Source organism: Brevibacterium sp. CSND-B09 (genome assembly GCF_052906525.1).
The window spans coordinates 3,662,424-3,686,981 of sequence record NZ_JBREGI010000001.1 but is presented as its reverse complement, the minus strand read 5'-3'; the positions used below and the strand labels follow the sequence as shown (position 1 = coordinate 3,686,981).

Below are 24,558 nucleotides of genomic sequence, written 5' to 3'. Positions count from 1 at the left end.
GCGAGGGGTTGACGGACAAGTGCCCGGCAATGCGAAAACGGTGGGCTCTTCGAGCCGAAACCTTTCGGCGGCGTCGGGCCGGTCCGTCAGATTCCCAGACCGAGCAAGAGGTATTGATCAGTCCGCCGTCACTGGCTTCTTCAGGCCCTTGACCAATTCGGCTCGGCCGGTGCGCGGATCGGAGGCGAGAAGGATATTCACCCACCTGGCTCTGGGATCCGCGTCGACCAGCAGAGCCTTGATGAGCAGTGTCGCCGGCAGTGCGAGCAGAGCGCCGAGCCAGCCGAGGATCCACACCCAGAACAGCAGTGACAGGAAGGAGATCAGCGGGGTCACCCCCACCGACTCACCTGTGAACTTCGGCTGGATGATCGCCTGGATGACGAAGTTGAGCACACTGTAGGCGATGACCACCCACAGAGCCGACTGCCAGCCGCTGTCGACCAGTGCCAGCAGGGCCGGTGGGACGAGGCCGATGACGAAGCCGATGTTCGGGATGTAGTTCGTCAGGAATGCGAGCACTCCCCACACCCAGATGAGCGGGACGTCGATGATCGCCAAGGCGATGACATCGAGGAATGCGACGATGAGGCCGAAGACCGTGGCGACCACCCAGTAGCGGCGGACGCCACTGGCGAAGTCGCCGATCGACGCCGACAGCGAGGGCTTCACATCGAGCAGCATCGCCATCCGCTTGTCGATGCCCATCGAGTCCATCGCCACGAAGAACACCGCCATGATCACCGTGGTCAGCAGGCCCGCAACCGACGACAGGTTCGTCAGCAGCGGATAGACGGCGTCGAGGACGGAGCGGACGTCGAAAGCCGAGAGCTGCTGCTGGATCACCGAGGATGTCACCCCGATGTCCGACAGCAGCGCCAGAGTGCTCTGGTAGGTGGCCACGAGTTCATTGCTGTAGCTGGGGATGAGGATGACGAGCTCGGCGACGGACCATGCCGTGAGGCCGAAGAAAGCGAAGATCATGCACAGCACGAGCACGACCGAGATGCACGCCCCGATCGCCCGCGGCACCTTGATCCGAGTGAGCAGCCTCTGCACCGGGTAGACGACGATATAGAAGTTGAGCGCGAGGAACACCGGAGCCACGATGTCCTGGAGTCCGCGGAAGAACATCAGCGCGTACGCCAGGCCCGCCAGCGTCACCGCGATCATCAGCGCCCGTGCCGGCGGCCGCGCATGCCAGGGCCGTGCCTCGCCCGCTGCGTCGGAGGCGGCGTATCCGACCTTCCCTGACGCAGAGTCAGCGTGTAAAGACTCCGAGTCCGCCACAGGGCCCGTGTGCCCGGACGTCGAACCGGCTAACGGTGTTGAGGACGGTGCAGGCTCGGCCGGGCGCGCGGCATCGCCGGCTGATCCGACCGCACCGTCAGCGGCGCCCGACGCCTGCGCCCGCTCGTCCTCGTTCATTCAGCGTCCCCGACGCTTTTCGCGAATGCGCATCGACACCTCGATGGGAGTGCCCTTGAAGCCGAAGGTCTCACGCAGGCGACGGATGATGAACCGGCGGTAACCGGGATCGAGGAAGCCGGTGGTGAAGAGCACGAACTTCGGCGGACGCGACTGCGCCTGAGTGCCGAAGAGGATGCGCGGCTGCTTACCGCCGCGCACCGGGTGCGGGTTGGCCGCGACCAGCTCACCGAGGAACGCATTGAGTCGTCCCGTCGGAATACGGGTGTCCCAGCCTTCGAGAGCGGTCTCCATCGCCGGTACGAGCTTCTCCGCATGGCGGCCGGTCTTCGCCGAGATGTTCACGCGCGGTGCCCATGCCACATGGCCGAGATCCCGTTCGATCTCCCGCTCCAGATAGAAGCGACGTTCGTCATCGAGCAGATCCCACTTGTTGAACGCCAGCACCACGGCACGTCCCGCCTCGACGGCGGTCGTGACGATGCGGACGTCCTGCTCGCTCAGGGGATCCTGGACCTCCATGAGGACGAGAGCCACCTCGGCGCGTTCGAGCGCGGTCTGCGTGCGCAGCGCTGCATAGAAGTCGGCACCGCTGGCCTGATGAGCGCGACGGCGGATACCGGCAGTGTCGACGAAGCGCCACTGCTTACCGCCGAGCTCGATGAGCTCGTCAACCGGGTCACGAGTGGTGCCCGCGACATTGTCGACGAGCACCCGGTCGGAACCGATGAGCTGGTTGAGCAGGGACGACTTGCCGACGTTCGGACGGCCGACGAGGGCCACACGACGCGGTCCGCCCTCCTCGACGCGGGTGTCGACGGCCGAGACCTCCGGCAGGATCGTGAGCACTTCGTCGAGCAGGTCGGCGACTCCCCGACCGTGCAGAGCCGAGACGGTCCACGGCTGGCCGAGGCCCAGGCCCCAGAGTTCGGCGGCCATGAGCTCGCCGCGCTCGTCGTCGACCTTGTTCGCGGCGAGGAGGACCGGCTTCTTCTTCCGGCGCAGCATCTTCACGACCATCTCATCGGTCGAGGTCGGGCCGGTCGTGGCATCGACGACGAGGAGCACGGCATCGGCCATGTCCACGGCGACCTCGGACTGGATCGCGATGCGCGAGGCCATGCCCTTGGAGTCCTGGTCCCAACCGCCGGTGTCGACGAGGGTGAATTCCTTCGTGTTCCATTCCGCCCGGTAGCTCACGCGGTCACGGGTGACGCCCGGAACGTCCTCGACGACGGCTTCGCGGCGGCCGAGGATGCGGTTGACCAGAGTCGACTTGCCGACGTTGGGGCGACCGACGACGGCCAGCACCGGTGCGGCACCGAGCGTTTCATCGTCGTCGTCATCGAAGCCGTAGGCGCGCAGCAGCGCACGGTCCTCGTCTTCGAGCTCATAGCTTTCGAGTCCGGCCTCGAGCGCGGTCGCCCGCTGCTCGGCCTCCTCGTCGCTGATGCTCTCGACACGATCGACGAGGTCTTCGTCGGGTGTCTCGTGGAATTCGGATTCGCTCATTGTGAGTCCTTCACCAGCTGCAGCACCGTCTCGACCACCTGGTCGAAGTCGATGTCACTGGTATCGAGTGTGAACACTCCGTCGGCGGCCTCTAAGAAGCTCGTCGTGGCGGAGTCCTTGGCGTCACGGCCCGTGACGAGGTCTTGGGTGGCGGCGATCGCCTCGGCGTCGGCATTGCCGTGCACTTCCTTGGCCCGGCGGGCCACGCGGACCTCATCGCGGGCGGTCATGAGGATGCGCACATCGGCATCGGGGGCCACCACTGTGGTGATGTCCCGGCCCTCGACGACGATGCCCTCGGGTGCGGCGGCGATATAGGCTCGCTGCATCTCGATGAGCTCCTCGCGGGCGTCGATGACACCGGAGACCGTCTGCACGTTCGCCGAGACGTCCTCACCGCGGATGTCCTCGGTGACGTCGATGTCGTCGACGGAGACGAAGAATTCGTCGGGGCTGAGCGAGATCTCCAGATCCGCTCCGCGCACCTGCTCGAGCACGTCGACGGGGTCGGTGACTCCGCGGTTGAGGCACAGCCACGCCATCGCCCGGTACATCGCACCGGTGTCCAGGTACTGGTACCCCAGTCGCCGCGCCACCTCCTTGGCGGTGCTCGACTTGCCCACTCCGGACGGTCCGTCAATGGCTACGACGCTCATGCAGTTCCTTCTTTCTCGATGGCGGACTCGGGGATCTGCCATCCCTTCGACAGCAATCCGATCTCCAGCTCCTGCTGGATGGCCGGGACCACGGACACGTCGACCATGCCCAGTTTCCGACCGGAGGCGTGATCCATCCGGAAGTCCTCGACATTGACGCCGAGGTCGCCGATGTCCTTGAACAGCCGGGCCAGCATTCCGGGCGTATCCGGAACCAGGATCGTGACAACAGCATAGGTGGTCGGCGGCTGTCCGTGCTTGCCGGGAATCCGGTCGTGTCCCTCGTTGCCCAAAGCGATCGCCTTGGCGAGCAGCCCCGTCGACCCGGGTCCGAGTTCGAGTGCGCCGATGACCTCGTCGAGCTCGGTGCGCAGATCGATGAGCACGGAACGGACCTCCTCGGCGTTTCCGGTCAGGATCTGCGTCCACAGACCCGGGTCCGAGGCGGCGATGCGCGTGACGTCGCGAAGTCCCTGCCCGGCCAGCGAGATCTCCTCCAGAGGCGCATGCCGCAGCTGAGAGGCGACGAGGGAGGACACGATCTGCGGCACATGCGAGACCTTCGCGACCGCGGCATCGTGGATGCGCGGATCCAGGTGGAGCACCGAAGCACCGGTGTCCTCGGCCATGGCGATGACCTCGCCGAGGCGGTCGGCCGGGGTCTGCTCATCCGAGCAGATCACCCAGGGCCGGGCCGTGAACAGATCCGACTGGGCTGCGATCGCCCCGGACTTCTCGCGTCCGGCCATCGGATGGCAGCCGATATAGCGATCGAGCTGAGGTTCCGTGACCAATTCGCGCACCGCCTCGAGGAGGCGGGTCTTCACGCTGGCGACGTCGGTGACCGTAGCGTTCGGGTAGTCCTCGAGCGCCGAGGCGATGACCCGTGCGGCGACGTCGGGCGGGGTGGCCACGACGACGATGTCCGGGAGCGCGGCAGGCGATGCCGCGTCGGCGGCGACGGTCGGGTCGGCCGCCTCGGCGAGGTCTTCGGGAGGATTGACGACCTGACCGGCGCCGAGATCCGCGGCGAGCTGCTGCGCGGTCGGTGAAGTGTCTTCGAGGGTCACCTGATGGCCCTTCGCGCTCAGCGCCAACCCCAGGCTGGCACCGAGCAGGCCGGTGCCGATGATGTGGACTCTCACAGACCGACGGCCTCGAACAGTGCACCTACCTCATCGGAGCGCAGCGGGCGGATCTTGCCCTGCTTCTGCTCGTCGAGGACGATCGGTCCGAACTTCAGCCGCACGAGCCGCTCCACCGGGTGGCCGATCTCGGCGAGGAGGCGGCGCACGATGCGGTTGCGGCCGGAATGGAGGGTGAGTTCGACGACGGACTTGCCCGGAGTCGAATCGACGAGCTTGAAGTCGTCGACCTTGACGAACCCGTCTTCGAGGTCGATTCCGGCCTTGAGGATGGCACCGGCATCCTTCGCCAGCTGTCCCTTGACCTTCGCGAGGTAGGTCTTCGGGATCTCGTAGCGCGGGTGGGCCAGGCGGTTGCTCAGCTCCCCGTCGTTGGTGAGCAGGATGATGCCCTCGGTCTCGGTGTCGAGACGGCCGACGTGGAAGAGGCGCTCATTGTTGTTGCGCACATAGTCGGCCAGGCAGGGTCGGCCCTCGGGGTCGCTCATGGTCGACACGACTCCCGCTGGCTTGTTGAGCACGAGGTAGACCTTCTTGGTCTGTGTCGAAATTCTCACTGTGTCCACGTACACGGACTGTGTTTCGGGGTCGATCCGGGTGCCCAGTTCGGTGACGATGGACCCGTCGACCTCGACGCGGCCATCGGCGATGAGCTGCTCACAGGCACGGCGTGATCCCAGTCCCGCCTCGGCGAGCACCTTCTGCAGCCGCACACCCCCGCTGACGTGGGCGTCTGATGTCTGACCGGCTCCCGAACCGCCCTTGTTGGAGGCCTGATTCGCCGTCGCTGCGCGCTGTTTTCGGCTGGGTCGGTTCTGGCGCCCGCCGGGGGCGCGGTGATCACGGTAGGGACTCATACATCCATTCTCTCAAATCAATCAGCGACTCGTGACATCTCGGCGGCCGAATCGGAGTCATCGTCGAGATCGTCGTCGAGGGCGCCGTCGATCTCGGCGAGCACTTCGGTGTCTTCGGCGCCGAGTTCGGCGACGTCGGCGTCTTCGGGCAGGTAGGGGGCGATATCGGGCAGGTCGTCGATCGCGTTCATGCCCATCGTGTCGAGGAACGTACGCGTGGTGGCGTAGAGCAGCGCCGAGGTGGACGCTTCCTTGCCTGCTTCGACGATGAGTCCGCGCAGCAGCAGGGTGCGGATGACGCCGTCGACGCTGACGCCGCGGATGGCTGCGATGCGGGGCCGGGAGATCGGCTGCCGGTAGGCGATGACTGCCAGAGTCTCGAGCGCAGCTTGGGAGAGCTTCGCGCTCTGCCCGGCCGTGAGGAAGTCCTTGACCACCTCGTGATAGTCGCCGCGGGAGAAGATGCGGAAGCCGCCGGCGACATGGCGGATCTCGAACCCGCGCTGCCGGTGGTGCTCGTCCCCGTCGTAGTCGGCTTTGAGCGTCTGGATCGCTTCGAGGACGGTGTCCTCGTCGAGGCCGAGGGAGCCCGCGAGGTCTTCGGCAGTCACCGCCGAATCGGCGACCATGAGCACGGCTTCGATGCCGGCGAGGATCTCGTCATCGATCATGATTGTTCCCCTTCTGCTTCGTCTCCGCTCCAGTCGCCTTCGGTGCGCAGGTCGACTCCGTCTTCGTTCATCTCGGTGCGGTGGATGAGCAGCCGTCCCAGAGGTTCGGGCTGGTCGAAGTCGCAGAGGCCGACCTTGAACAGTTCGAGCAGGGCGAGGAACCTCGCCACGACGACCAGGGTGTTCTCGGCTGTTTCGAGCAGATCCTGGAAGTCGACGTCTCCGGCGCGCAGCAGGGACAGGATGTGCCCGCGCTGCTCGGACACGCTCACGAGCGGCAGGTGGATATGGTCGACGGCGACGCTCGGCGGGGTGTGGTCGCGTTGGAGCACGGTGGCGAAGATTCCGGCGAGCTCACCGGGACCGATGTTCAGCTCCAGCGGCGGCAGCACGTCCTGGAACTCCGGCTCGAGGTCGACATCGCGTGGGGCCCGGATCGAGCCGGCGGCCATCGCTTCGGCCAGGTACCCGGACACGGACTTGTACGCCTTGTACTGCAGCAGCCGGGCAAAGAGGAGGTCACGGGCCTCGAGCAGTTCGAGGTCGAGGACCTCTTCACCGTCTTCGTGGGGCAGCAGCCGTGCGGTCTTGAGGTCGAGCAGGGTCGCGGCGACGAGGAGGAACTGGGAGATCTCGGCGAGATTCGCCTGATCCTTCAGCTCTGTAGTGTAGGCGATGAACTCGTCCGTCACCTCGGCGAGGGCGATCTCTGTGACGTCGAGGCGTCGTTTCGAGATCAGTCCGAGCAGCAGGTCGAAGGGGCCGGTGAAGTTGTCCAACCGCACCTGGAATCCCTGTGCGGAGTCATTCTCGGAAGCCGTGTCATCGCCGGGCGCTGCGCCATCGCCGGACACGATGTCAGTGCCGGATTCAGCGCCATCGCCCGAGGCGACGCCACCGCTTGAGGCAGATGCCGCTTCCTCCACGTCTGTTACGGAGTCGCTCAGGGTGCGCCTCCGCGGGCGATGAGCTCCCGGGCGAGTCGGCGGTAGGCTTCGGAGCCGGCGTGCTTCGGGGCGAAGCTCGTGATCGGTTCGGCGGCCACGGAGGCGTCGGGGAACTTCACGGTGCGGTTGATGACGGTCTCGAAGACCTTGTCGCCGAAGGCTTCGGTGACTCGCGACATGACTTCCTTCGAGTGCAGGGTCCGCGAGTCGAACATCGTGGCGAGGATTCCGTCGACCTCGAGTGAGGGGTTGAGCCGGTCCTGGACCTTCTCGATCGTCTCGACGAGCAGGGCGACGCCGCGCAGGGCGAAGAACTCGGTCTCGAGCGGGATGACGACACCATGGGCGGCGGTCAGAGCATTGACGGTGAGCAGTCCCAGCGAGGGCTGGCAGTCGATGAGGATGACATCGTATTCGTCGGCGACCTTCGACAGGGCACGGGCGAGCACCTGCTCGCGGGCGACCTCGCCGACGAGCTGGACTTCGGCGGCGGAGAGGTCGATATTGGCCGGCAGGATGTCGATGTTGTCGAATTCCGTTTCGACGATGACCTCGTGCGGGTCCAGTCGCGGGTTCATCAGCAGGTTGTAGATGCTGATGTCGAGCTCATAGGGGTTGAGTCCCAGCCCGACGGACAGTGCGCCCTGCGGGTCGAAGTCGACGAGCAGCATCTTGCGTCCGTAGGCGGCCAGAGCCGCACCGAGGTTGATCGACGAGGTCGTCTTGCCGACCCCGCCCTTCTGGTTGACCATCGCGATGATGCGGGCGGGTCCGTGCGAAGCCAGGGGTGCCGGCTCCGGGAAGTCCTGGGGCTCGTTTGCGGTCCGCTGCTGGGGGATCTCCAACGCCTCTTGCGTATTCATCTCTCGGATGGCCACCTTTCGTTGCTCTACGTCCAACCCTACCGCGCTCGGGGGTGCGAGGTCGCGTACACTTCCCGCAGTGTCTCCTCGGAGACTTTCGTATAGATCTGCGTCGTCGTCACCGAGGCATGGCCGAGCAGCTCCTGGACGACGCGGATGTCCGCACCGCCCTCGAGGAGGTGCGTGGCGAACGAGTGTCGGAACGTATGCGGAGACACCTCGGCGTCGATCTTCGCCGCCTCTCCGGCGTCCTTGACGATCTGCCACGCCGAGACCCGGGAGAGCCGGGTTCCGCGTGCGTTGAGGAACAGTGCCCCGGCCGGGGCCGAGGATCTCGCCTTCGCCGCCATCGACGGACGCACCCGTGACACCCACGCTCCCAGGGCGCGCGCGGCGTAGGATCCGAAGGGCACGATCCGCTCCTTCCCGCCCTTTCCGTAGAGCCGGACGAGCCCTGAGTCGAGGTCGAGATCGTCGAGGTCGACGCCCACGGCCTCGGAGATGCGGGCTCCCGTGGCGTAGAGGAGTTCGAGCAGGGCCGCGGCCCGGATCTGCACGGGTTCCTCGCCGTCGGTGGTGGCGATCATCGCTTCGATCTCGTCGAGCGCCAGTGCCTTGGGCAGTCGCAGTCCTTCCTGCGGTGGGCTGACCTCGGAGGCCGGGTCCGTGGGCGCGAGGTTCTCCCCCAGCGCGAACGTGTGGAATCGTCGCACCGCGACGAGTGCGCGTGCCCGACTCCGCGGTGCCAGTCCCGAATCGAGCAGGTGAAGCGCAAAGTTCTCCACCTTCTGTCGATCGACATCGCCGAGGCGGCTCACCCCGTCATCGGTCAGCCAGGTTCCGTACCGGGCGAGGTCACGAGCATAGGCGTCGATCGAGTTCATCGACAGTCCGCGTTCGAACCGCAGGGAAGCGAGATAGGACTCGAAGGCGCGCCGCAGGTCTCCGGGCAGGTTCTCCGGCAGGAGTTCGGCGCCGTGCCGAGCCACAGGGTCTCAGTCCTCGCCCGAGCCGATGGTCTCGACCTGAGCACCACGACCGAATTCGGGGCGGCCGTCGACGAGTCGCCTCGGCGCATCGACGGGACGGAACTCCACCGGTGCTCCCGCCGCTTCGGCGCGCAGCACCCGGTCGACCTGGAAGATCGCGAGCTGGGCGATTGCGTTGGTGATCCGTCCATCGGCCACGGCTTCGAGTGCTTCGTCGATGTCGACCCAGGCGTAGCGGAAGCCTGCCTCTTCTTCGCCGCGTTCGTGACGGTCGGCTTCGGGAATAGAGGACAGCCCGCGTGCCAGGTAGAGACGCATCGTCTCCGAGCTGCCGCCCGGGGTCAGGCAGGAGTCGCTGAGGACGTCCCAGTGGTCGGCCGTGAGGTCGGCTTCCTCGATAAGTTCCCTCTTCGCCGCTTCGAGCGGGTCCTCTCCGGGAACGTCGAGCAGACCGGCCGGGACCTCCCACAGCCTGGCTCGGACGGGATGCCGGTACTGCTGGGCCAGGAGGATCCGCTGCTGGTCATCGACGACGGCCACGCCGACGGCACCGGTGTGCGCCATGAGATCGCGGACGAGCCCGGACGCCTCGGGCAGGTCGAAGGTCTCTCTGCGGATATCCCACACTGCGCCTTCGTAGACGACCTCGGAGGAGGTGATCGGCGGGATCACCGGATCGTCCTGCAGGATCTCATCGTGCTGAGTGCTCATCGGCTGCCTCCCGAAACTCGACGGTGGTGGAACGGCGAATGCCGCCGGCGCTCTGGCCGACGGCATTCGCTGTGAAGATGGACAACGGTCACTGACGCTCGAGGGCGGCGGCGACCAGACCCGCGAACAGCGGATGCGGAGAGGTCGGACGCGACTTCAGCTCGGGGTGCGCCTGAGTGGAGACGTAGAACGGGTGCTTATCATGCGGAAGTTCGACGAATTCGACGAGCTCACCGTTCGGTGAGGTTCCGGAGAACTCGAGCCCCGCCTCGGCGAGCTGATCCCGGTAGGTGTTGTTGACCTCGTAGCGGTGACGGTGACGCTCACTGATCGTCGTGTCCCCGTACACGCCGGCCACGACGCTGCCTTCGGTGAGCTTGGCTTCGTAGGTGCCCAGACGCATGGTGCCGCCCAGGTCGCCTTCGCCTTCGACGATCGAGAGCTGCTCGGCCATGGTCGCGATGACCGGAACCGTGGTCTCGGGGTCGAATTCGGACGACGAGGCCGCCTCGATGCCGGCGACGTTGCGCGCGTATTCGATGACCATGCACTGCAGACCCAAGCACAGGCCGAGGGTCGGAATGCCGTTGGTGCGGGTGTATTCGAGTGCACCGAGCTTGCCTTCGATGCCGCGGATGCCGAAGCCTCCGGGCACGCAGATCGCGTCGAGGCCGGACAGTGCCGACGCGGCTCCGGCTTCGGTGGAGCAGTCATCGGACTGGATCCACTTGATCTTGACCTTCGCATCGTTGGCGAAGCCGCCGTGGCGCAGCGCCTCGGTGACGGAGAGGTAGGCATCGGGCAGGTCGATGTACTTGCCGACGATGCCGATGGTGACTTCCCGGGACGGGTTGTGCACGCGTTCGAGTACCCAGTCCCACTTCGTCCAGTCGACGTCGCGGAACGGCAGGTTGAGGTTGCGGATGACGAACACGTCGAGGCCGCCGTCGTGGAGGACCTTCGGAATGTCGTAGATGCTCGGGGCGTCGACGCAGGACACGACAGCTTCGGTCTCGACGTCGCAGGCGCCGGCGATCTTCGCGCGGATCGAATCCGGCAGCTCGCGGTCGGAGCGGAGCACGATCGCATCGGGCTGGATGCCGATGGAGCGCAGGGTGGCCACCGAGTGCTGGGTCGGCTTCGTCTTCAGCTCTCCGGAGGGCCCGAGGTAGGGCACGAGGGAGACGTGGATGAAGAACACGTTGTCCCGGCCGATGTCGTGACGGACCTGGCGGGCCGCCTCGAGGAAGGGCTGGGATTCGATATCGCCGACGGTGCCGCCGATCTCGGTGATGATGACGTCGGGGCGGTCCGCCTCGGGGCGTTCGGCCTGGGCACGCATCCGCGCCTTGATCTCATCGGTGATGTGCGGGATGACCTGGACGGTGTCGCCGAGGTACGCACCGCGGCGTTCTTTCGCGATCACCGAGGAGTAGATCTGTCCGGTGGTCACATTCGCTGCGCCGTCGAGGTCGTTGTCGAGGAAGCGCTCGTAGTGGCCGATGTCGAGGTCGGTCTCGGCACCATCCTCGGTGACGAAGACTTCGCCGTGCTGGAAGGGGTTCATCGTGCCGGGATCCACGTTGAGGTAGGGATCCAGCTTCTGCATGGCCACGGTGAGGCCGCGCTGAGTGAGCAGATGGCCGAGGCTCGATGCCGTCAGACCCTTGCCCAACGAGGAGGCGACGCCTCCCGTGACGAAGATGTGCTTTGCCGTATGTGTGCCGCCTGGGCCAGTTCGATTCACCACGGGATTTGATTCTATCAAAGTCCGGCTCACGAATCCGAGACAGCGTCGACCTCGGCGTACAGATCGAGCAGCGTCTCGGAGATCGCCGCACCGTTGCTCACGTCGATGACCCGCTTCTTTGCTGCCACGGCGGAGGTTCCGCGTCCGGCCGGGTCGTCGAGAAGATGATTGATCTCACGCAGCAGCGCCTCCGTGTCGTCGGCGGGAACGGCCTTCGCGGCCTCTCCCCAGATGCCGGCGCGGCGTTCGCTGCCGATGAAGACCGCGGGCTTCGACAGCTGCATGAGGTCTTCGTGGGACAGTCCCGTCATCGTCTCGCTGGCGATGACGACATCGGCGGCGGCCGCGACATCGACGAGGTCTCCGGCCGGTGCCACAAGGACGCCGCGGTCGGAGAATTCGCGGGAGATCGTCGACCGGTCCTTACCGGTGCCGGTGAGGACGAAGACGACCTTGCGGTCGCGGCGGCGCTGGTTGATCTGGTCGGCGGCGTCGAGGACCGTCGCCAGAGCGGTGTGGTCACGCAGCGCGATGGGGCTGGCGACCATCCAGGTGCCTTCCGCGAGGCCGAGTTCACGACGGACCTCGGCGCGCGGTGTGCGGACCGTGAGGTCGGCGTCGATGTCCGGGTGGACGAGTTCGGCGCGTTCGACGACCGGGACGCGGCCGCCGTAGTAGTCGACGACGGGTTCGGTCGTGCCGAGCACTGCGGTGGCCGTACGGCCGACGATCTCGGCTCCGGTCTTCTCGATGACGTTGGCGGAGTCGAAGGATTCGATGGTGGCGACGACCTTCGGGTGCAGGCGGGCGGGCAGACCGGTGAAGGCCAGTCCGGCGAGCGTCGCCGCATGCAGTCCGTGCGCGTGGACGATGTCCACGTGCTGGTAGTACTTGTGAAGAGTGAAGGCGGAGCCGGGGTCAGCGGTCGTGAGTCGGCGACGGGCGGTGAGTTCGATCTCGCGGAATTCGCCGGCCAGTTCCTCAGGGACTCCGAAGGTGCCCAGCAGTGACCGGTGCGCGGCGACGGCGACCTTGAAACCGGCCCGGAGGTGACCGAGCACGGCGAGCTTCGCCACTTCGACGACGGGACCGGTGGTATCGGCGAGCACGTGCAGAATCCTCGTGTCTGCGCTCAGTGGGTTGACCTCGCCGGATTCGCTCATTTCCTCATCCTTTTCTTTCGTTCGACGCTGCTTCTAGCCTACCTGGGCAGGCACGAGTTCCGTGTAAAGACCTGCGAGTTCTTCGGCAACTTCCCTCTCATCGGGAAGCTCCGCTCCGCGTGCCCGTGCCCTGGCTCCGAGTTCTGCGCGGCGGGCAGGATCGACGGCGAGTTCGGCCACGGCAGCGGCGAAGGCGGCATCGTCGTCATGGTCGATCAGTATCCCCGCATCGCCGACGAGTTCGGCGCTGCCGCCGGTGGCGGTGGCCACGATCGCCTTGCCGGTCATCAGCGCCTCCTGGAGCACGAGCGCCCGGGCCTCCCACACGCTGGTGAGCGCGTAGATGTCCGCAGCCGCTGCGAGTTCGGCGATGTCATCGCGGGGTCCGAGGAAATGCAGGGCCGGAATCGCCGAGGCGGCTGCGGCGTCATCGTACTGAGCGCGGACGTCGGCGAGCACCTCCTCGTCGGCGGCACCGGCGATGAGGGCGACGATCTCGCCCTGGTGGTTCTCCTCGCCGAGGCGGACGAGTGCGCGCACGAGCATCGGGTAGTTCTTCTGTTTGGCGACGCGACCGACGGCAAGGACGATGAGTGCCCCTGGGGCGAAGTCGAACTCCTCGGCCAAGCTCGCGCGGGTGGTGGCGGCCGCCTCGGCGGATACGGGGGTCACCTCGGGGGCGGCGGCGGGGAGGAATCGGGCGGTCTGCGCTCCGAGTTCGCGGGCGCGGTCGACGAGGTCGGTGCTCGCGCCGAGGACGAGGTCGGCCCCGCGGGCGAGCATCGTCTCGACTCGGGTTTCGACCCGTCCGCGCAGTCCCTGTCCGCTGGCCTGGTTGTGGAGGCTGAGGACGAACTTCGGGCGGGTCTTCAGCATGCGCAGGGTCAGCAGGGTGATGAGCCCGGCGCGGAAACCGTGGGCGTGGACGATCTGCGGGGAGAAGCTGCGCAGCAGTGTGCGCTGCCGGCGGACGAGGGCTGCGTCGGAGGCGCCGATTCCGGTGCCGAGTTCGAGGACGCCGAATCGGACTCCGGGCAGCAGCGAGAAGCCGAAGTGTTCGTCGGTGGCGGCCGGTCCGATGACGCCGATCTCATGTCCGGCGGCGGCGAGGTCGCGGGCGAGTGCGTGCACGTGGGTGCCGACTCCCCCGGTCGAGGTGCCGATGGTGAAGACGATTCTCATGAGTCTTCCTCCCTGTCGGTGTCGCTGGGTCTGTCGATGTCGCTGGGGCCGTGGTCTCTGGTCTGTGCTTCGGCGGCGTGCACGGTCGTTTCGTCGTTGACGCCGGCCCGGTTCCGGTCGGCGAGCAGGCCGCGGATCTCTCCGAGGAACCCGCGGTCGATGATGAGCACGATGAGTCCGAATACGATGCTGCCGAGGAGGGCTGCGACGATTCCGGCGATGACCGCGGAGCTTGCCGAGTTGTCGAGGAGTCCCCCGAACCACTGCGAGGTGACGACTCCGGCGGTGCCCGCGACGACGGCGGCCCCGAGCGCGAGCAGCGACCGGCGTCCGACGAGGGCGAGTCCGGTGGGGCCGAGGACGCGGCGCATGTTCACGAGCAGGAATACTCCGGCGACGGTCATGCCCAGCACATAGCCGCTGCAGATGCAGACGAGGGTCAGTCCGGGATTGCCGTTCGAGCCGGTGACGAGGATGGCTCCGACCATGCCGACGATGACGAGGATCCACCCCGTCGTCGTGGCTGCCGCCGAATAGCGGGAGCGTTCCACCGCATAGAAGACGCGGGTGCCCCACGCCACGAAGGACCACCCGGGCACGGCCAAGGCCATGACCATGATCGCCGTGGCCATGGAGTCGAAGGGTGCGGCGGATTCGCTTTCGGCGTCGATGGCGATGAAGAAGGTCTGCAGGGGGCCGGCCGCCGAGAGCAGGATGACGGCGCCGAGTCCGCCGATGGCAATGATGAGGGCCGTCGTCGTCGAGGTCACCGACCGCATCCGCGCCCCGGCTTCCGCGCGTTTGTCGGCAGTCGCCTCGGGGTCGGTGGATCGTCCCACCCAGGTCGACAAGGTCGGGAAGACCACCGTCGCCACGGTCACGGCGAGCACCGCGTAGGGCAGCAGGTAGACGGCGTTGATGTAGCTGAAGAGGACGAGCGTGCCGTCCCCACCGACATGGTTGGCCAGGCTCAGGGTTGCGAGCACAGCGGCCTGCTGGGCGAGCAGGGCAGACATTCCGGCGCCGGCCAGGCGCAGAGCACGATGGGCGACTCCGGGTGGGAAGGAGAAGGTGGGACGCAGCTTCAGCCCGGTCGTGGCCATCGGCAGGGCGAGCGGCAGCGCGAGGGCTGCGACGCCGACGGTGGTGCCCCAGCCGAGCCAGCCGAGGTGGGTCTGCCAGGTGTCGTCGCTGCCGCCGACGGAACTGTAGGCGATATAGCTGCCGATGACGATGAGGCTGGAGAGCAGCGGGGCGAACGCCGGCCACAGGAACTTCCGGTGGGCCTGCAGCACTCCGGTGAGCACGGCGCCGATTCCGTAGAGGACGAGCTGCGGGGAGAACATGAGCAGCAGCTCCACGGTCGCCTGCACTCCCGCGGCGCTCGTCTTCGTGTCGACGAGGATCCTCGCGATCTGCGGGGCGAACACGGCCAGCAGGATCGACAGGGGCAGGGTGACGCTGACCGCCCAGGTCAGCAGGCCGGAGGCGATGCGTCCGGCGGTCTCCCGGTCCGATCTGGCCAGTGGCACGGCGAGAAGCGGGATGACCGCTCCGGCCAGGGCGCCTCCGGCGACGACCTCGAAGAGGATGTTCGGGACCTGGTTGGCACTCTGGTAGGCGGTGCCGACGGTGCCGGCGCCGACGTTTGCCGAGAACACCAGCCAGCGCAAGAAGCCGACCAAACGGGTCAGCAGGGTGATGATCGATACGAGCAGCGCCGTGGAGGCGAGGACTCGAACGAGCTTGTTCACTTATCCTCGCGGCCGAACGAGTCGATCTCCCGCAGTCCCGGAGTCGATTCGATGACGGAGGTGAAGGAGACCTTCTCGCTGGCCAGGGTGAGTCCGGCGAGGACAGCGAGGATGAGGCGTCGCTGTGCCGGTGTGGCGGTTTCGGCGAGGATCACGCCGATTGCCGCTCCCAGGGCATTGGCTCCGGTGTCGCCGAGCATCGCGTCGCCGGCGAGGTCGTCGGGCCAGGCTGCGGCCGTGGCGCCGGCGATCGCTCCGGCTGGTGCCCAGGACACGCGGCGTTCGTGGTCGGTGAAGGCCAGGGTCAGTGCTCCGGCCTTGAGTGCCCGGCCGGGCCGCAGGTCGAGGAGGTTGAATAGGTTCGCAGAGCCCGCGATCACTCCCCCGGTGACGATGACATCCGCGGTGGCCGCGTACCAGGGTCGGTCGCTTGTCGAGTGCGTGGAGCCGAAGAGCCCGGACGGGCGGGTGCGGCTGCGCAGGATCGCGGCGGCCGCGATCGAGGCGAGCGGAATGCCGGTGACCTTGATGGCCCCGGTCGTGATCTCCCCGCGGGCCAGAGCCGACAGATGACCGCGCAGTCCTTTGGAGGATCCGGATTCGCAGAAGTCATCGACGGCGCCGAGGCTGCCCGCCGCGGCCGTGGCCAGCAGGGTCGCCGACCGCTGCCGAGGGTCTTCGATGAGCAGGCTGCCGGCCAGCAGTCCCGCCGCGACGGCAGGGCCTTCGGCGAGCGAGACGTCGTGTCCGGCGTGGTTGGTGCGCACCACGGAATCGTGGGTGCGCAGCCGCGATCTGAGCACGGCTTTCGTCGCGGCGAAGCCGGCGAGTCCGGCGACGGCGGTGCTGACGATGGAGCGGATCATTTCTCGTCTCCCTTCGGGGTGTCGTCGGACGGCTTCTCTTCGATCTTGCCCGGCAGAATGCCTTCGGCGTCCTCAGCGAATCCGAAGTGTCCGTGCTTTCCGGCTTCCCCGGAGGCCAGGGCCCGCACGGTGATGACGGGACCGGCGCCGAGGCCGAGGCCGTCGACGGTGCTGGCGCGGGACTTCTCCGTCCGCAGCACGTTGACGAGTCCGTTCTGTGCCGAGCCGGCGTCGCCGGCGACGACCACCGAGGTGGCTTCGGCGGTGAGCGCGGTGATGAAGTCGGTGACGAGGGTGCGGGTGCCCTTGTCGTCGGTGGCCTTCGGGCTGGGTTCGGTGTCCTCGGCCAGTGTCGAGTTCTCATCATCGATGACGATGAACAGCGAGGTGGTCTTGTGGTCTGTGTCGGTGCGCAGACGGTCGGCTTCGACGAAGACGTCGTAGAGCTTCGCCGCCTGCTTCTCCGCATCGGCCTGATCGTCCTCGTCTTCGAGCATCGAAGCGTCACCGGTCAGGGCGATGACGAGGGCGGCGCGGATCGCGGTCGAATCGTCCTTCGGCAGGTGCGGCACGACTGTGCGCAGCCGCTTGAGGAACTGGGTGGAATCCTCCAGGCTGAGCGTGTTCGGCACGAACGAGACGTCACCGGCGATGGTGCCGTCGGCTTCCTTGACCCGGTTGCTGACCTCTTCGACCTGCTCGGAGTCCGCCTCGGGGGCGGCGATGATGCTCACTTCCTGCCCGTCGAGGGTGCCGTCGATGAGTTCCGGGGCCGCGGCGGTGACGAATTCGTTCTGCTTGTCGATATTGCCCTTGGCGGCGTCGAGGTCGGAGCGCAGGTTGTCGCGGTCCGAGCGCAGCGCATCGACCTGGCTCTGCAGGGACTCCCCGATCGGTTCCTTCAGCGGTCCCGCGCCGAGGACGATGCCGACGGCGAGGGCGAGGAACACCGAGACGAGGGAGACGAGGTGGTAGCGGAAATCAATCACTGGTCAGTCCTTGGATGAGGCCGGCGGAATCGGTCGAAGCTGCGGGGTCGCCGCCGAAGAGGGAGCCGATCCAGCCGAAGAGGCCGTCGAGTTGGGCGCCGATGAGGCCGAGGAAGGTCTGTCCGGCCGAGGTCGCGGTCATCGCCACACCGAGGGCGACGAGACCGGCGATGATGAGCACGGCCAGCTGCAGGCTGGAGATGCGCTGCCGGTAGAGCAGGGACACGCCCTTGGCGTCGATGAGCTTCGATCCCACACGCAGTCGGGTGATGAAGGTCGAGGCCATGCCCTTGCGGCCCTTGTCGAGGAACTCCATGACGGTGTCGTGGGTGCCCACGGCGACGATGAGTTCGGCACCCTTGTCATCGGCGAGCAGCATGGCGATATCCTCGCTCGTACCCGAGGCCGCGAAGGCCACGCATTCGACTCCGAGGGCTTCGACCCGTTCGGTGCCCGGGGCGGTGCCGTCACGGTAGGCGTGGACGACGATCTCGGCACCCGAGGTCAGAGCGGTGTCGGACACGGAGTCCATGTCCCCGACGATCATGTCCGGTCGGTAGCCGGCTTCGATGATCGCATCGGCTCCGCCGTCGACGCCGATGAGCAGCGGTCGGTATTCGCGGATATAGGAGGCCAGCATCGCCAGGTCCTCCTTGTAGTGGTATCCGCGGACGACGATGAGCACATGCCGGTCGGTGAACGTCGTCTTCACCTCGGGCACGACGAGTTCGGCCGAGAGCAGATCGGAGTCCTTGCGGATGTATTCGATCGTATTGTCGATGAAGTCCACGAGCACGGAGTTCATTCCGGCCTCGGCGGCGTGCATGTCCTCGGAGATCGTCTCGGCCGTCTGCAGGACTCCTGTGGCCACTTCGGTTTCGCCTGCGTATACGGTGGCGCCCTCGATGGAGATCTCGGCATTTTCGTCGACCGCATCGAAGATGTCGGCACCGGCGGCGTCGATGAGGGGGATGCCGGCGTCGACGATGATGCTCGGACCGAGGTTCGGGTAGCGGCCGGAGATCGACTTGTCGGCGTTGATCACCGCGGCCGGCCGGCAGGCGACGAGGGCTTCGGCGGAGATGCGGTCGATATCGGAGTGCTTGATGATGGCGATGTCGCCTGCTTGGAGGCGTTTCGTCAGATTCTTCGTGCGTCGGTCCAAGCGGGCAGGGGCGGGGCCGAACCGGGTCGGTGCGGTGAGGTTCTCACGGTGTCTGCGCACTTTCATGGTCAGCCCATTCTCTCATCTGCTGCCAACGCCGGCCTCCTTGACCTGCCGAGCGTTGTCGAGCAGTTCGGCTGCATGGGCCTTCGCGGAGGCGGAGTCGTCCATGCCCGCCAACATGCGGGAGAGTTCGACGACGCGTTCTTCGTCGGTCAGTTCCTGCACTCCCGAGCGCACCGTCTCGGCGTCATCGTCCTTGACGATGGTCACATGGGTGTCGGCCCAGGCGGCAACCTGCGGCAGGTGGGTGACGACGATGACCTGGGCGCCCTGGGCGAGTTTGGCCAGCCGACGGCCGATCTCCACGGCAGCTTTGCCGCCGACTCCGGCGTCGACTTCGTCGAAGACGTAGGTGGGGATGGATTCGCTGGCGGCTCGGACGACTTCAATGGCGAGCATGACACGGGAGAGCTCACCGCCGCTGGCGATCTTCGCGATGTCGTCGGGGATGGAGGATTCGTGGGCGGCGAAGGTCAGTCGGACCTCGTCGGCCCCGTGGGTGGTGGGTTCGCGTTCGGAGATCTCGAAGGCGACCGCTGCCTTCGGCATCGACAGGGCGGTGAGCTCTTCGCTGACCGCTGCGGAGAATTCGTCCGCGGTGGCCTTGCGGATCTCGGTGAGCGCTAAGGCGGCCGCCTCCATGGTCTCGCGGGCTGAGTCGAGTTCGGCGTCGAGTCCGTCGAGGTCGCGGTCCTCGGCTTCGAGTTCGGCGAGTTCCGCGGCCGAGCGGGATTCGAAGTCGAGGACTTCGGCGACGTCTTGGCCGTAGGGGGCCAGGGTGCCGAGTTCCGCGCGGCGTGCTTCGGTCTCTTCCAGCGAGGTTTCGCCGAGTTCGTCGAAACCGGAGAGGTAGGACGACAGTTCCGCGGCGGAGTCGGAGAGGCGAAGCACGGCGTCGCCGAGGGCTTCGCGGATGGTGACGAGTTCCTTGTCGGAGCCTTCGACATCGGTGATCGTGCTGATGGCCTGGTGGACGAGGTCGACGGCGGCGCCGGCATCGTCGATCTCGGAACCGAGCAGCAGGTCGTGGGCGGCGCCGACAGCGCGGGTGATCTCGGCGGCGGCACCGAGTTTCGCGGACTGTGCGGCCAGGGTCTCGTCTTCGCCGGGTTCGGGGCGGACCTTGTCGATGGTCTCCAGGCAGCCGCGCAGCCACAGGATGCGTTCGCGGCGGGCGGCGGTGGAGTCTTTGATGCGGCTGACGCGGGCTTCGGTCTCGCGCCAGTTCTCGAAGGCGGCACGGTAACGGTCGGCCACCTCGGCGAGAGCAGTGCCCCCGGCGGCGTCGAGGAGTTGACGCTGTTGGGCTGCGCCTTTGAGGCGCAGCTGTTCGGACTGGCCGTGGAGGGTGATGAGGTCGGAGGAGATGTCGGTGAGCACGGAGATCGGCACGGTGCGTCCGCCGGCGGTGGCTCGGGCGCGGCCTTTGAGCGCCACTGTGCGGGAGATGATCGCTTCGTCGTCGGCGCTGCCGCCGGCTTCTTCGATGCGTTCGCGCACGGGTTCGGCCACATCGGTGAAGATGCCTTCGACTTCGGCTTTCTCTGCGCCTTTGCGCACGACTCCGGAGCCGACCTTGCGGCCCATGAGCAGGGACAGGGCGGAGACGAACATGGTCTTTCCCGCACCGGTCTCACCGGTGACGACGGTGAAGCCGGTGTCGAGTTCGACGGCGGCCTCGGCGATGACGCCGAGGTGGGAGATGCGCAGTTCGGAGATCATTCAGGCCTCCTTGATCGGTCCTCGCCAGCCGGAGACGGGCAGGCGGAACTTCGCGACGAGTCGGTCGGTGAAGGGGCCGGTGTGGAGGCGGGCGAGCCGGATCGGTGATTTCGAGCGTGTTGCTTCCACGCGGGCCCCGGACGGCAGTTCGAGGGCGCGGCGGCCGTCGCACCACAGCACTGCAGAGAATTCGGGGTTCATCTGGGAGATCTCCACGCCGAGGCGGGAGGTCGGGTTGACGACGAGCGGTTTGGAGAACAGCGCGTGGGCGGAGATCGGGACGAGGATGAGCGCTTCGACCTCGGGCCAGACGATGGGGCCGCCGGCGGAGAACGAGTACGCGGTCGAACCGGTGGGGGTGGCGAGGATGACGCCGTCGCAGCCGAAGGAGGACACGGGGCGGGCGTCGACGCCGAGGACGACGTCGATCATCCGGGACTTCGAGGTCTTCTCGATGGTCGCCTCGTTGAGGGCCCAGGCGTTGAAGATGTTCTCGCCTTCGTGCCACACGGACACGTCGAGCGCGAGTCGCTCCTCGACGGAATAGTCACGTTGGGAGGCGCGGTGGACCGCCTCGGCGAGGTCTTCCTTCTCGCTTTCGGCGAGGAACCCGACATGGCCCAAGTTGATGCCCATGAGCGGGGCACCGGACCCATGGAAGCGTTCGGCGGCGCGCAGGATCGTGCCGTCGCCGCCGAGGACGATGACGAGTTCGCAGGCGTTCTTCCACTCACCGAGTTCGGAAGGGTCGATGATGACGCAGTGGTTGAGGATGGGTTCGTCGTCGACGGCCTCGGCCTGGCGGGCGCGGATGCCGACGATCTCGTCGGAGAGGACGACGGGGGTGACTCCGTCGTCGAGGAGGGCCTTGAACACGCTGACGGCGGCCACGGCCGACTCATCACGTTGGGGGTGCAGCAGCACCATGATGTGTCTGGTCACGACTCTCCTCTCATCATTTCGTCCAGGTGGGCGGGGATGTCTGCTTGGTCGAGCCTATCGGACTGGTCATGTGTTCGGCCTGGGCGAACACGCAGGAAGTACTCTCGGTTCCCGCTGGGGCCCGGCAGCGGTGAGGGTGCGATGTCGGTGACGCGTCCGGCGTGTTCTCTCACGGCGTCGCAGACGGAGTCGATGGCGCGGCGGCGTTTCTCCCGGCTGGTGACGACTCCGTGTTTGTCCAGCGATGCTCGTGCCAGTTCGAATTGGGGTTTGACCATGAGGAGGAGTTCTCCCGCGGCCGCGGTGGCGGCCAGCAGCGGTCCGATGAGCAGGCGCAGGGAGATGAAGGAGACGTCGGCGACGACGAGGTCGACGGTCGGCACGTCGGAGTCGGTCAGTTCGCGGAGGTTGAGTCCTTCGCGGACGTGGACGCGCGGGTCGTCGCGGAGGATGGTCGCGAGTTGATCGTGGCCGACGTCGACGGCCCAGACGTGTGCGACACCGTGATGGAGGAGGACTTGGGTGAAGCCTCCGGTGGAGGCGCCCGCATCGAGGGCCGTCAGCCCCTGAAGTCGGTCGGTGAGGTCGAAAGCCTCGAGCGCGCCGAGGAGTTTGTGGGCGCTGCGGGCGACCCAGGGGTCGGGTTCGGTGACGGCGACATCGTCGGTGTCTCGCACATCTTGGGAGGCCTTGGTCGCGGTGCGGCCGTTGACGCTGACGCGACCGGCGGCGATTTCGCGGGCGGCGCGGGAGCGCGAGTTCAGCAGTCCGCGGTCGACGAGTGCCCGGTCGAGTCTGCTCACAAGGAGCCCACCTGCGCGTCGAGGTCGCCCAGCAGGGAGTTGAGAAGTTCGTGCCGCGCGGCAGCCGGTGCTTCTTTGGCCTCGGCGAGGCTGGACCGCCAGGTCTCGATCGGCACATCCCCGCTCACCGAGGCGGGTGTTGGGGCAGAAGCAGGGCCGGGTGTCGGGGTCGAGTTCGTGCCGGGAGTCGTTCCGGGTCCTGGGCCGGGTGTCGGGGTCTGGCTCATGAGTCCTCCCCGATCCGGCGGGGCAGGCGTCCTTCGGACAGGACCGCCTCGGCGTCGGTCTCCCCCGCGTCGATGGCAGCCCAGGCTCGACGGAGTTCGGCCTCGATCCGGGCGGACTCGCCGCGGTCGGCACCGGTGATGAGGGCTTCGAGTCCGCGCAGATTCGGCAGGATGAACGTCGGTCGGCGCTCCGGGCCGGCACGCAGGGCATCGTGGATGTCGTGGATTCCGGTGAGGACGAGGGCGGTGTCGATCCCGGCGGCACAGCCGCCTTCGATATCGGTGTTGAGGCGGTCGCCGACCATGAGGGGCCGGTGCGCGCCGAGGCGGCCGGCGGCGAAGTCCATCATGTGCGGTGCAGGTTTGCCGACGATGACTGGGGTGGCGTCGGTGAGTCGGGCGATGAGGTCGACGAAGGCACCGTTGCCGGGGACTTTCCCGGTTTCCGTGAGGAGGGAGAAGTCGGGGTTGCTCGCCCACCATTCGGCGCCCGAGCGGATGATTTCGCAGGTGCGCACGATCTTCGTGTAGTCGATCTCCGGGTCGAGTCCCTGAGCGACGGCGACGGGTTCGGCGTCGAGTGAGTCGGTGATCTCGAGGCCCGCCTCTTCGAGTGCGACCCGCAGTCCGGTCGTGCCGAGGAGGTGGATGCGGGCGCCCGGCCCGAATCGTTCGGCTAAGCGTTCGGCGAGCACCTGCGCCGAAGTGGTCACTTCGTCCGCAGAGGCGTCGACGCCCATTCCGGTGATCTTCTCGGCGGTGGCTGCGGCCGTGCGAGTGGCGTTGTTCGTGACGTAGTTGACCGGGATCGACCGGGAGTGTAGCCAATTGATGCCGTCGACGGCACCATCGACGGCGTGGGTGCCGTGGTAGACGACTCCGTCGAGGTCGAACAGAACGCAGTCGATGGGCGTGCCCGATGATTCGGGCAGGCGCCCATCTGCTGAGTTGTGCTGTTCGGCGGTCAGTGTCACTGCTCTCCGTCGGCCTCGGGTGCTGTTGTGTCGGGCTCGGAGCCTGCGTCGGCTTCTGCATCGGCGAGGATCTCGTCGAGTTCGGCTTCGATCTCGTCGTCGGAGACCTTGACCGACTTCAGTTCCTTCGCCGAGAGATGTGTCTTCGACTTCGGTGCTGCGGCCGGGCCAGCGGTGTCGTCCCCAGCTTCTGCTCCCTCCGCGGAAGCGTCGACAGCGTCGGATTCCGCCTGCGGTGTCTTAGCTTCGGGCTCGCTGGCCGAGCCTTCTGCGGCTTCGGCCGTCTCAGCGGTTTCAGCGTCGGCAGCCTCAGAGTCGGTTGTCCCGTCATCGGCGGCCTCACCGTCGGCTGAATCTACGTCGGTGCCTTCGGAAGTCTCGGTGTCGGCAGCTTCGGGCTCGTCTTCGACTTCTTCGACGGTTTCGATTTCGACGCCGGCGTTGAGGTCAGGCTCTTCGTCGCCGAAGAGGGTGCCGGTCGCCTTGGCGGTCCGGCGCGAGAGCTCTTCGTATTTGTCGGCGAGTTCGGGTTCGCCGTCGATGCGCAGTACCTCGGCGTAGGCGGCCATGAGACGGACCAGCCCGCCGCCGGGCTTCTGGGTGAAGTCCTCGGCTTCGATGAGTCGGCGCGCACCGGCGATGTCGTCGAGGTCGGACTTGGCTCCGGCAGCGACGATGACGAGTTCGGTGCGGGTGTCGTTGTCGAGGTCGAGCTCTTCCGAGTTCTTCAGCAGCTCGATGGCCTTCTCGGGCTTGCCGCGGCCGCGTTCGGCGTCGGCGATCAGCGCGATGTTGTCATTCGAGCCGGAGATGCGGCGGTGGGTCCGCAGTTCGCGGACGGCTTCGTCGTAGTTCTCCACGTAGTACGCGGCGATGCCGAGTGCTTCGCGGACGACGGCGACACGACCGGCGCGGGCCATGGCGGCCTTGGCGTGTTCGTGGGCGCGTTCTGGGTCGAGGTCGAGCAGCCCGCCTGCGGCGACAAGGTGCTTGGCGACCATGTCGGCGTTCTCTTTGTCCAGGGAGCGCAGCTGTGACGAGATCTCTTTGTCGAGTTCACGGCCGGTGACGCCTTCGGGAATCTCGGGTTCCTGAATGCGCGGACGGCGGGCACGCTGTTCGCGTGCGTAGTCGCCGGTGTCGGTCTTGCGGGATGCACGGCGATCGTTGTCGTTGCGA

23 protein-coding genes are annotated in these 24,558 nt (G+C 66.9%); all 23 read right to left on the bottom strand.

Features of this window, described 5'->3' with window-relative positions:
- Positions 1–117 precede the first annotated feature (117 nt).
- Entirely contained in the window at positions 118–1,428 is a 1,311-nt protein-coding gene (locus tag ACU4IU_RS16495) for an AI-2E family transporter (protein WP_446657349.1), read from the bottom strand.
- A complete protein-coding gene (gene der, locus ACU4IU_RS16490; protein ID WP_139469735.1) occupies positions 1,429–2,940 on the bottom strand; it encodes a ribosome biogenesis GTPase Der in 1,512 nt (503 codons plus the stop codon). It abuts the gene before it with no gap.
- Positions 2,937–3,596, bottom strand: coding sequence for a (d)CMP kinase (gene cmk / locus ACU4IU_RS16485; RefSeq protein WP_172170085.1), 660 nt, complete (start codon positions 3,594–3,596; stop codon positions 2,937–2,939). The genes der and cmk overlap by 4 nt, the downstream gene beginning before the upstream one ends.
- Complete coding sequence (locus ACU4IU_RS16480; RefSeq protein ID WP_181271741.1) at positions 3,593–4,741, bottom strand: prephenate dehydrogenase; 1,149 nt, start codon at positions 4,739–4,741, stop codon at positions 3,593–3,595. The genes cmk and ACU4IU_RS16480 overlap by 4 nt, the downstream gene beginning before the upstream one ends.
- A complete protein-coding gene (locus ACU4IU_RS16475; protein ID WP_139908276.1) occupies positions 4,738–5,598 on the bottom strand; it encodes a pseudouridine synthase in 861 nt (286 codons plus the stop codon). Before ACU4IU_RS16475 ends, ACU4IU_RS16480 begins: the two co-directional genes overlap by 4 nt.
- Positions 5,599–5,615: 17 nt before the next feature.
- The gene (scpB, locus tag ACU4IU_RS16470; protein WP_181271742.1) at positions 5,616–6,269 is read right to left on the bottom strand and encodes an SMC-Scp complex subunit ScpB; all 654 of its coding nucleotides are present in this window, start codon (positions 6,267–6,269) and stop codon (positions 5,616–5,618) included.
- The gene (locus ACU4IU_RS16465; RefSeq protein ID WP_229664124.1) at positions 6,266–7,123 is read right to left on the bottom strand and encodes a segregation and condensation protein A; all 858 of its coding nucleotides are present in this window, start codon (positions 7,121–7,123) and stop codon (positions 6,266–6,268) included. Before ACU4IU_RS16465 ends, scpB begins: the two co-directional genes overlap by 4 nt.
- Before the next feature lie 89 nt (positions 7,124–7,212).
- Positions 7,213–8,079 (bottom strand): ParA family protein, encoded by an 867-nt coding sequence (locus ACU4IU_RS16460; RefSeq protein WP_101546302.1) that lies wholly within the window; start codon positions 8,077–8,079, stop codon positions 7,213–7,215.
- A gap of 38 nt (positions 8,080–8,117) precedes the next feature.
- Entirely contained in the window at positions 8,118–9,068 is a 951-nt protein-coding gene (gene xerD, locus ACU4IU_RS16455; protein ID WP_446657348.1) for a site-specific tyrosine recombinase XerD, read from the bottom strand.
- A gap of 6 nt (positions 9,069–9,074) precedes the next feature.
- Positions 9,075–9,779 carry an NUDIX domain-containing protein gene (locus tag ACU4IU_RS16450; RefSeq protein ID WP_446657347.1) on the bottom strand — a complete coding sequence of 235 codons (705 nt, stop codon included), beginning with the start codon at positions 9,777–9,779 and terminating at the stop codon, positions 9,075–9,077.
- Between the two features lie 88 nt (positions 9,780–9,867).
- A complete protein-coding gene (locus ACU4IU_RS16445) occupies positions 9,868–11,547 on the bottom strand; it encodes a CTP synthase (RefSeq protein ID WP_374990298.1) in 1,680 nt (559 codons plus the stop codon).
- An 8-nt stretch (positions 11,548–11,555) separates the two neighbouring features.
- Complete coding sequence (locus tag ACU4IU_RS16440) at positions 11,556–12,692, bottom strand: glycosyltransferase (protein WP_172170106.1); 1,137 nt, start codon at positions 12,690–12,692, stop codon at positions 11,556–11,558.
- 33 nt (positions 12,693–12,725) lie between these two features.
- Complete coding sequence (locus ACU4IU_RS16435) at positions 12,726–13,874, bottom strand: glycosyltransferase family 4 protein (RefSeq protein ID WP_446657346.1); 1,149 nt, start codon at positions 13,872–13,874, stop codon at positions 12,726–12,728.
- A complete protein-coding gene (gene murJ / locus ACU4IU_RS16430) occupies positions 13,871–15,628 on the bottom strand; it encodes a murein biosynthesis integral membrane protein MurJ (protein WP_446657345.1) in 1,758 nt (585 codons plus the stop codon). Before murJ ends, ACU4IU_RS16435 begins: the two co-directional genes overlap by 4 nt.
- A complete protein-coding gene (locus ACU4IU_RS16425) occupies positions 15,625–16,494 on the bottom strand; it encodes a hypothetical protein (protein WP_446657344.1) in 870 nt (289 codons plus the stop codon). Before ACU4IU_RS16425 ends, murJ begins: the two co-directional genes overlap by 4 nt.
- A complete protein-coding gene (locus ACU4IU_RS16420; protein ID WP_139469722.1) occupies positions 16,491–17,483 on the bottom strand; it encodes a copper transporter in 993 nt (330 codons plus the stop codon). Before ACU4IU_RS16420 ends, ACU4IU_RS16425 begins: the two co-directional genes overlap by 4 nt.
- Complete coding sequence (gene steA / locus ACU4IU_RS16415; protein WP_172170118.1) at positions 17,476–18,714, bottom strand: putative cytokinetic ring protein SteA; 1,239 nt, start codon at positions 18,712–18,714, stop codon at positions 17,476–17,478. Before steA ends, ACU4IU_RS16420 begins: the two co-directional genes overlap by 8 nt.
- 15 nt (positions 18,715–18,729) lie before the next feature.
- Positions 18,730–20,433 carry a DNA repair protein RecN gene (recN, locus tag ACU4IU_RS16410; RefSeq protein WP_376906549.1) on the bottom strand — a complete coding sequence of 568 codons (1,704 nt, stop codon included), beginning with the start codon at positions 20,431–20,433 and terminating at the stop codon, positions 18,730–18,732.
- Positions 20,434–21,375, bottom strand: a complete 942-nt coding sequence (locus ACU4IU_RS16405; RefSeq protein WP_172170124.1) for an NAD kinase — start codon at positions 21,373–21,375, stop codon at positions 20,434–20,436.
- Positions 21,372–22,178, bottom strand: coding sequence for a TlyA family RNA methyltransferase (locus ACU4IU_RS16400; RefSeq protein WP_446657343.1), 807 nt, complete (start codon positions 22,176–22,178; stop codon positions 21,372–21,374). The genes ACU4IU_RS16405 and ACU4IU_RS16400 overlap by 4 nt, the downstream gene beginning before the upstream one ends.
- Complete coding sequence (locus tag ACU4IU_RS16395; protein ID WP_446657342.1) at positions 22,175–22,405, bottom strand: hypothetical protein; 231 nt, start codon at positions 22,403–22,405, stop codon at positions 22,175–22,177. Before ACU4IU_RS16395 ends, ACU4IU_RS16400 begins: the two co-directional genes overlap by 4 nt.
- A complete protein-coding gene (locus ACU4IU_RS16390) occupies positions 22,402–23,379 on the bottom strand; it encodes an HAD-IIA family hydrolase (protein ID WP_446657341.1) in 978 nt (325 codons plus the stop codon). The genes ACU4IU_RS16395 and ACU4IU_RS16390 overlap by 4 nt, the downstream gene beginning before the upstream one ends.
- Positions 23,376–24,380, bottom strand: coding sequence for a hypothetical protein (locus ACU4IU_RS16385; protein ID WP_446657340.1), 1,005 nt, complete (start codon positions 24,378–24,380; stop codon positions 23,376–23,378). Before ACU4IU_RS16385 ends, ACU4IU_RS16390 begins: the two co-directional genes overlap by 4 nt.
- Between the last annotated feature and the right edge of the window lie 178 nt (positions 24,381–24,558).

Bases quoted from the DNA above. Each gene is read 5' to 3' on its own strand.
- steA (WP_172170118.1), bottom strand. From the start codon at position 18,714: ATGAAAGTGCGCAGACACCGTGAGAACCTCACCGCACCGACCCGGTTC.
- ACU4IU_RS16385 (WP_446657340.1), bottom strand. From the start codon at position 24,380: ATGGTCGCCAAGCACCTTGTCGCCGCAGGCGGGCTGCTCGACCTCGAC.
- scpB (WP_181271742.1), bottom strand. From the start codon at position 6,269: ATGATCGATGACGAGATCCTCGCCGGCATCGAAGCCGTGCTCATGGTC.
- cmk (WP_172170085.1), bottom strand. From the start codon at position 3,596: ATGAGCGTCGTAGCCATTGACGGACCGTCCGGAGTGGGCAAGTCGAGC.
- ACU4IU_RS16435 (WP_446657346.1), bottom strand. From the start codon at position 13,874: ATGAGAATCGTCTTCACCATCGGCACCTCGACCGGGGGAGTCGGCACC.
- ACU4IU_RS16450 (WP_446657347.1), bottom strand. From the start codon at position 9,779: ATGAGCACTCAGCACGATGAGATCCTGCAGGACGATCCGGTGATCCCG.
- ACU4IU_RS16460 (WP_101546302.1), bottom strand. From the start codon at position 8,079: ATGAATACGCAAGAGGCGTTGGAGATCCCCCAGCAGCGGACCGCAAAC.
- ACU4IU_RS16475 (WP_139908276.1), bottom strand. From the start codon at position 5,598: ATGAGTCCCTACCGTGATCACCGCGCCCCCGGCGGGCGCCAGAACCGA.
- ACU4IU_RS16395 (WP_446657342.1), bottom strand. From the start codon at position 22,405: ATGAGCCAGACCCCGACACCCGGCCCAGGACCCGGAACGACTCCCGGC.
- der (WP_139469735.1), bottom strand. From the start codon at position 2,940: ATGAGCGAATCCGAATTCCACGAGACACCCGACGAAGACCTCGTCGAT.
- ACU4IU_RS16440 (WP_172170106.1), bottom strand. From the start codon at position 12,692: ATGAGCGAATCCGGCGAGGTCAACCCACTGAGCGCAGACACGAGGATT.
- recN (WP_376906549.1), bottom strand. From the start codon at position 20,433: ATGATCTCCGAACTGCGCATCTCCCACCTCGGCGTCATCGCCGAGGCC.
- ACU4IU_RS16425 (WP_446657344.1), bottom strand. From the start codon at position 16,494: ATGATCCGCTCCATCGTCAGCACCGCCGTCGCCGGACTCGCCGGCTTC.
- ACU4IU_RS16495 (WP_446657349.1), bottom strand. From the start codon at position 1,428: ATGAACGAGGACGAGCGGGCGCAGGCGTCGGGCGCCGCTGACGGTGCG.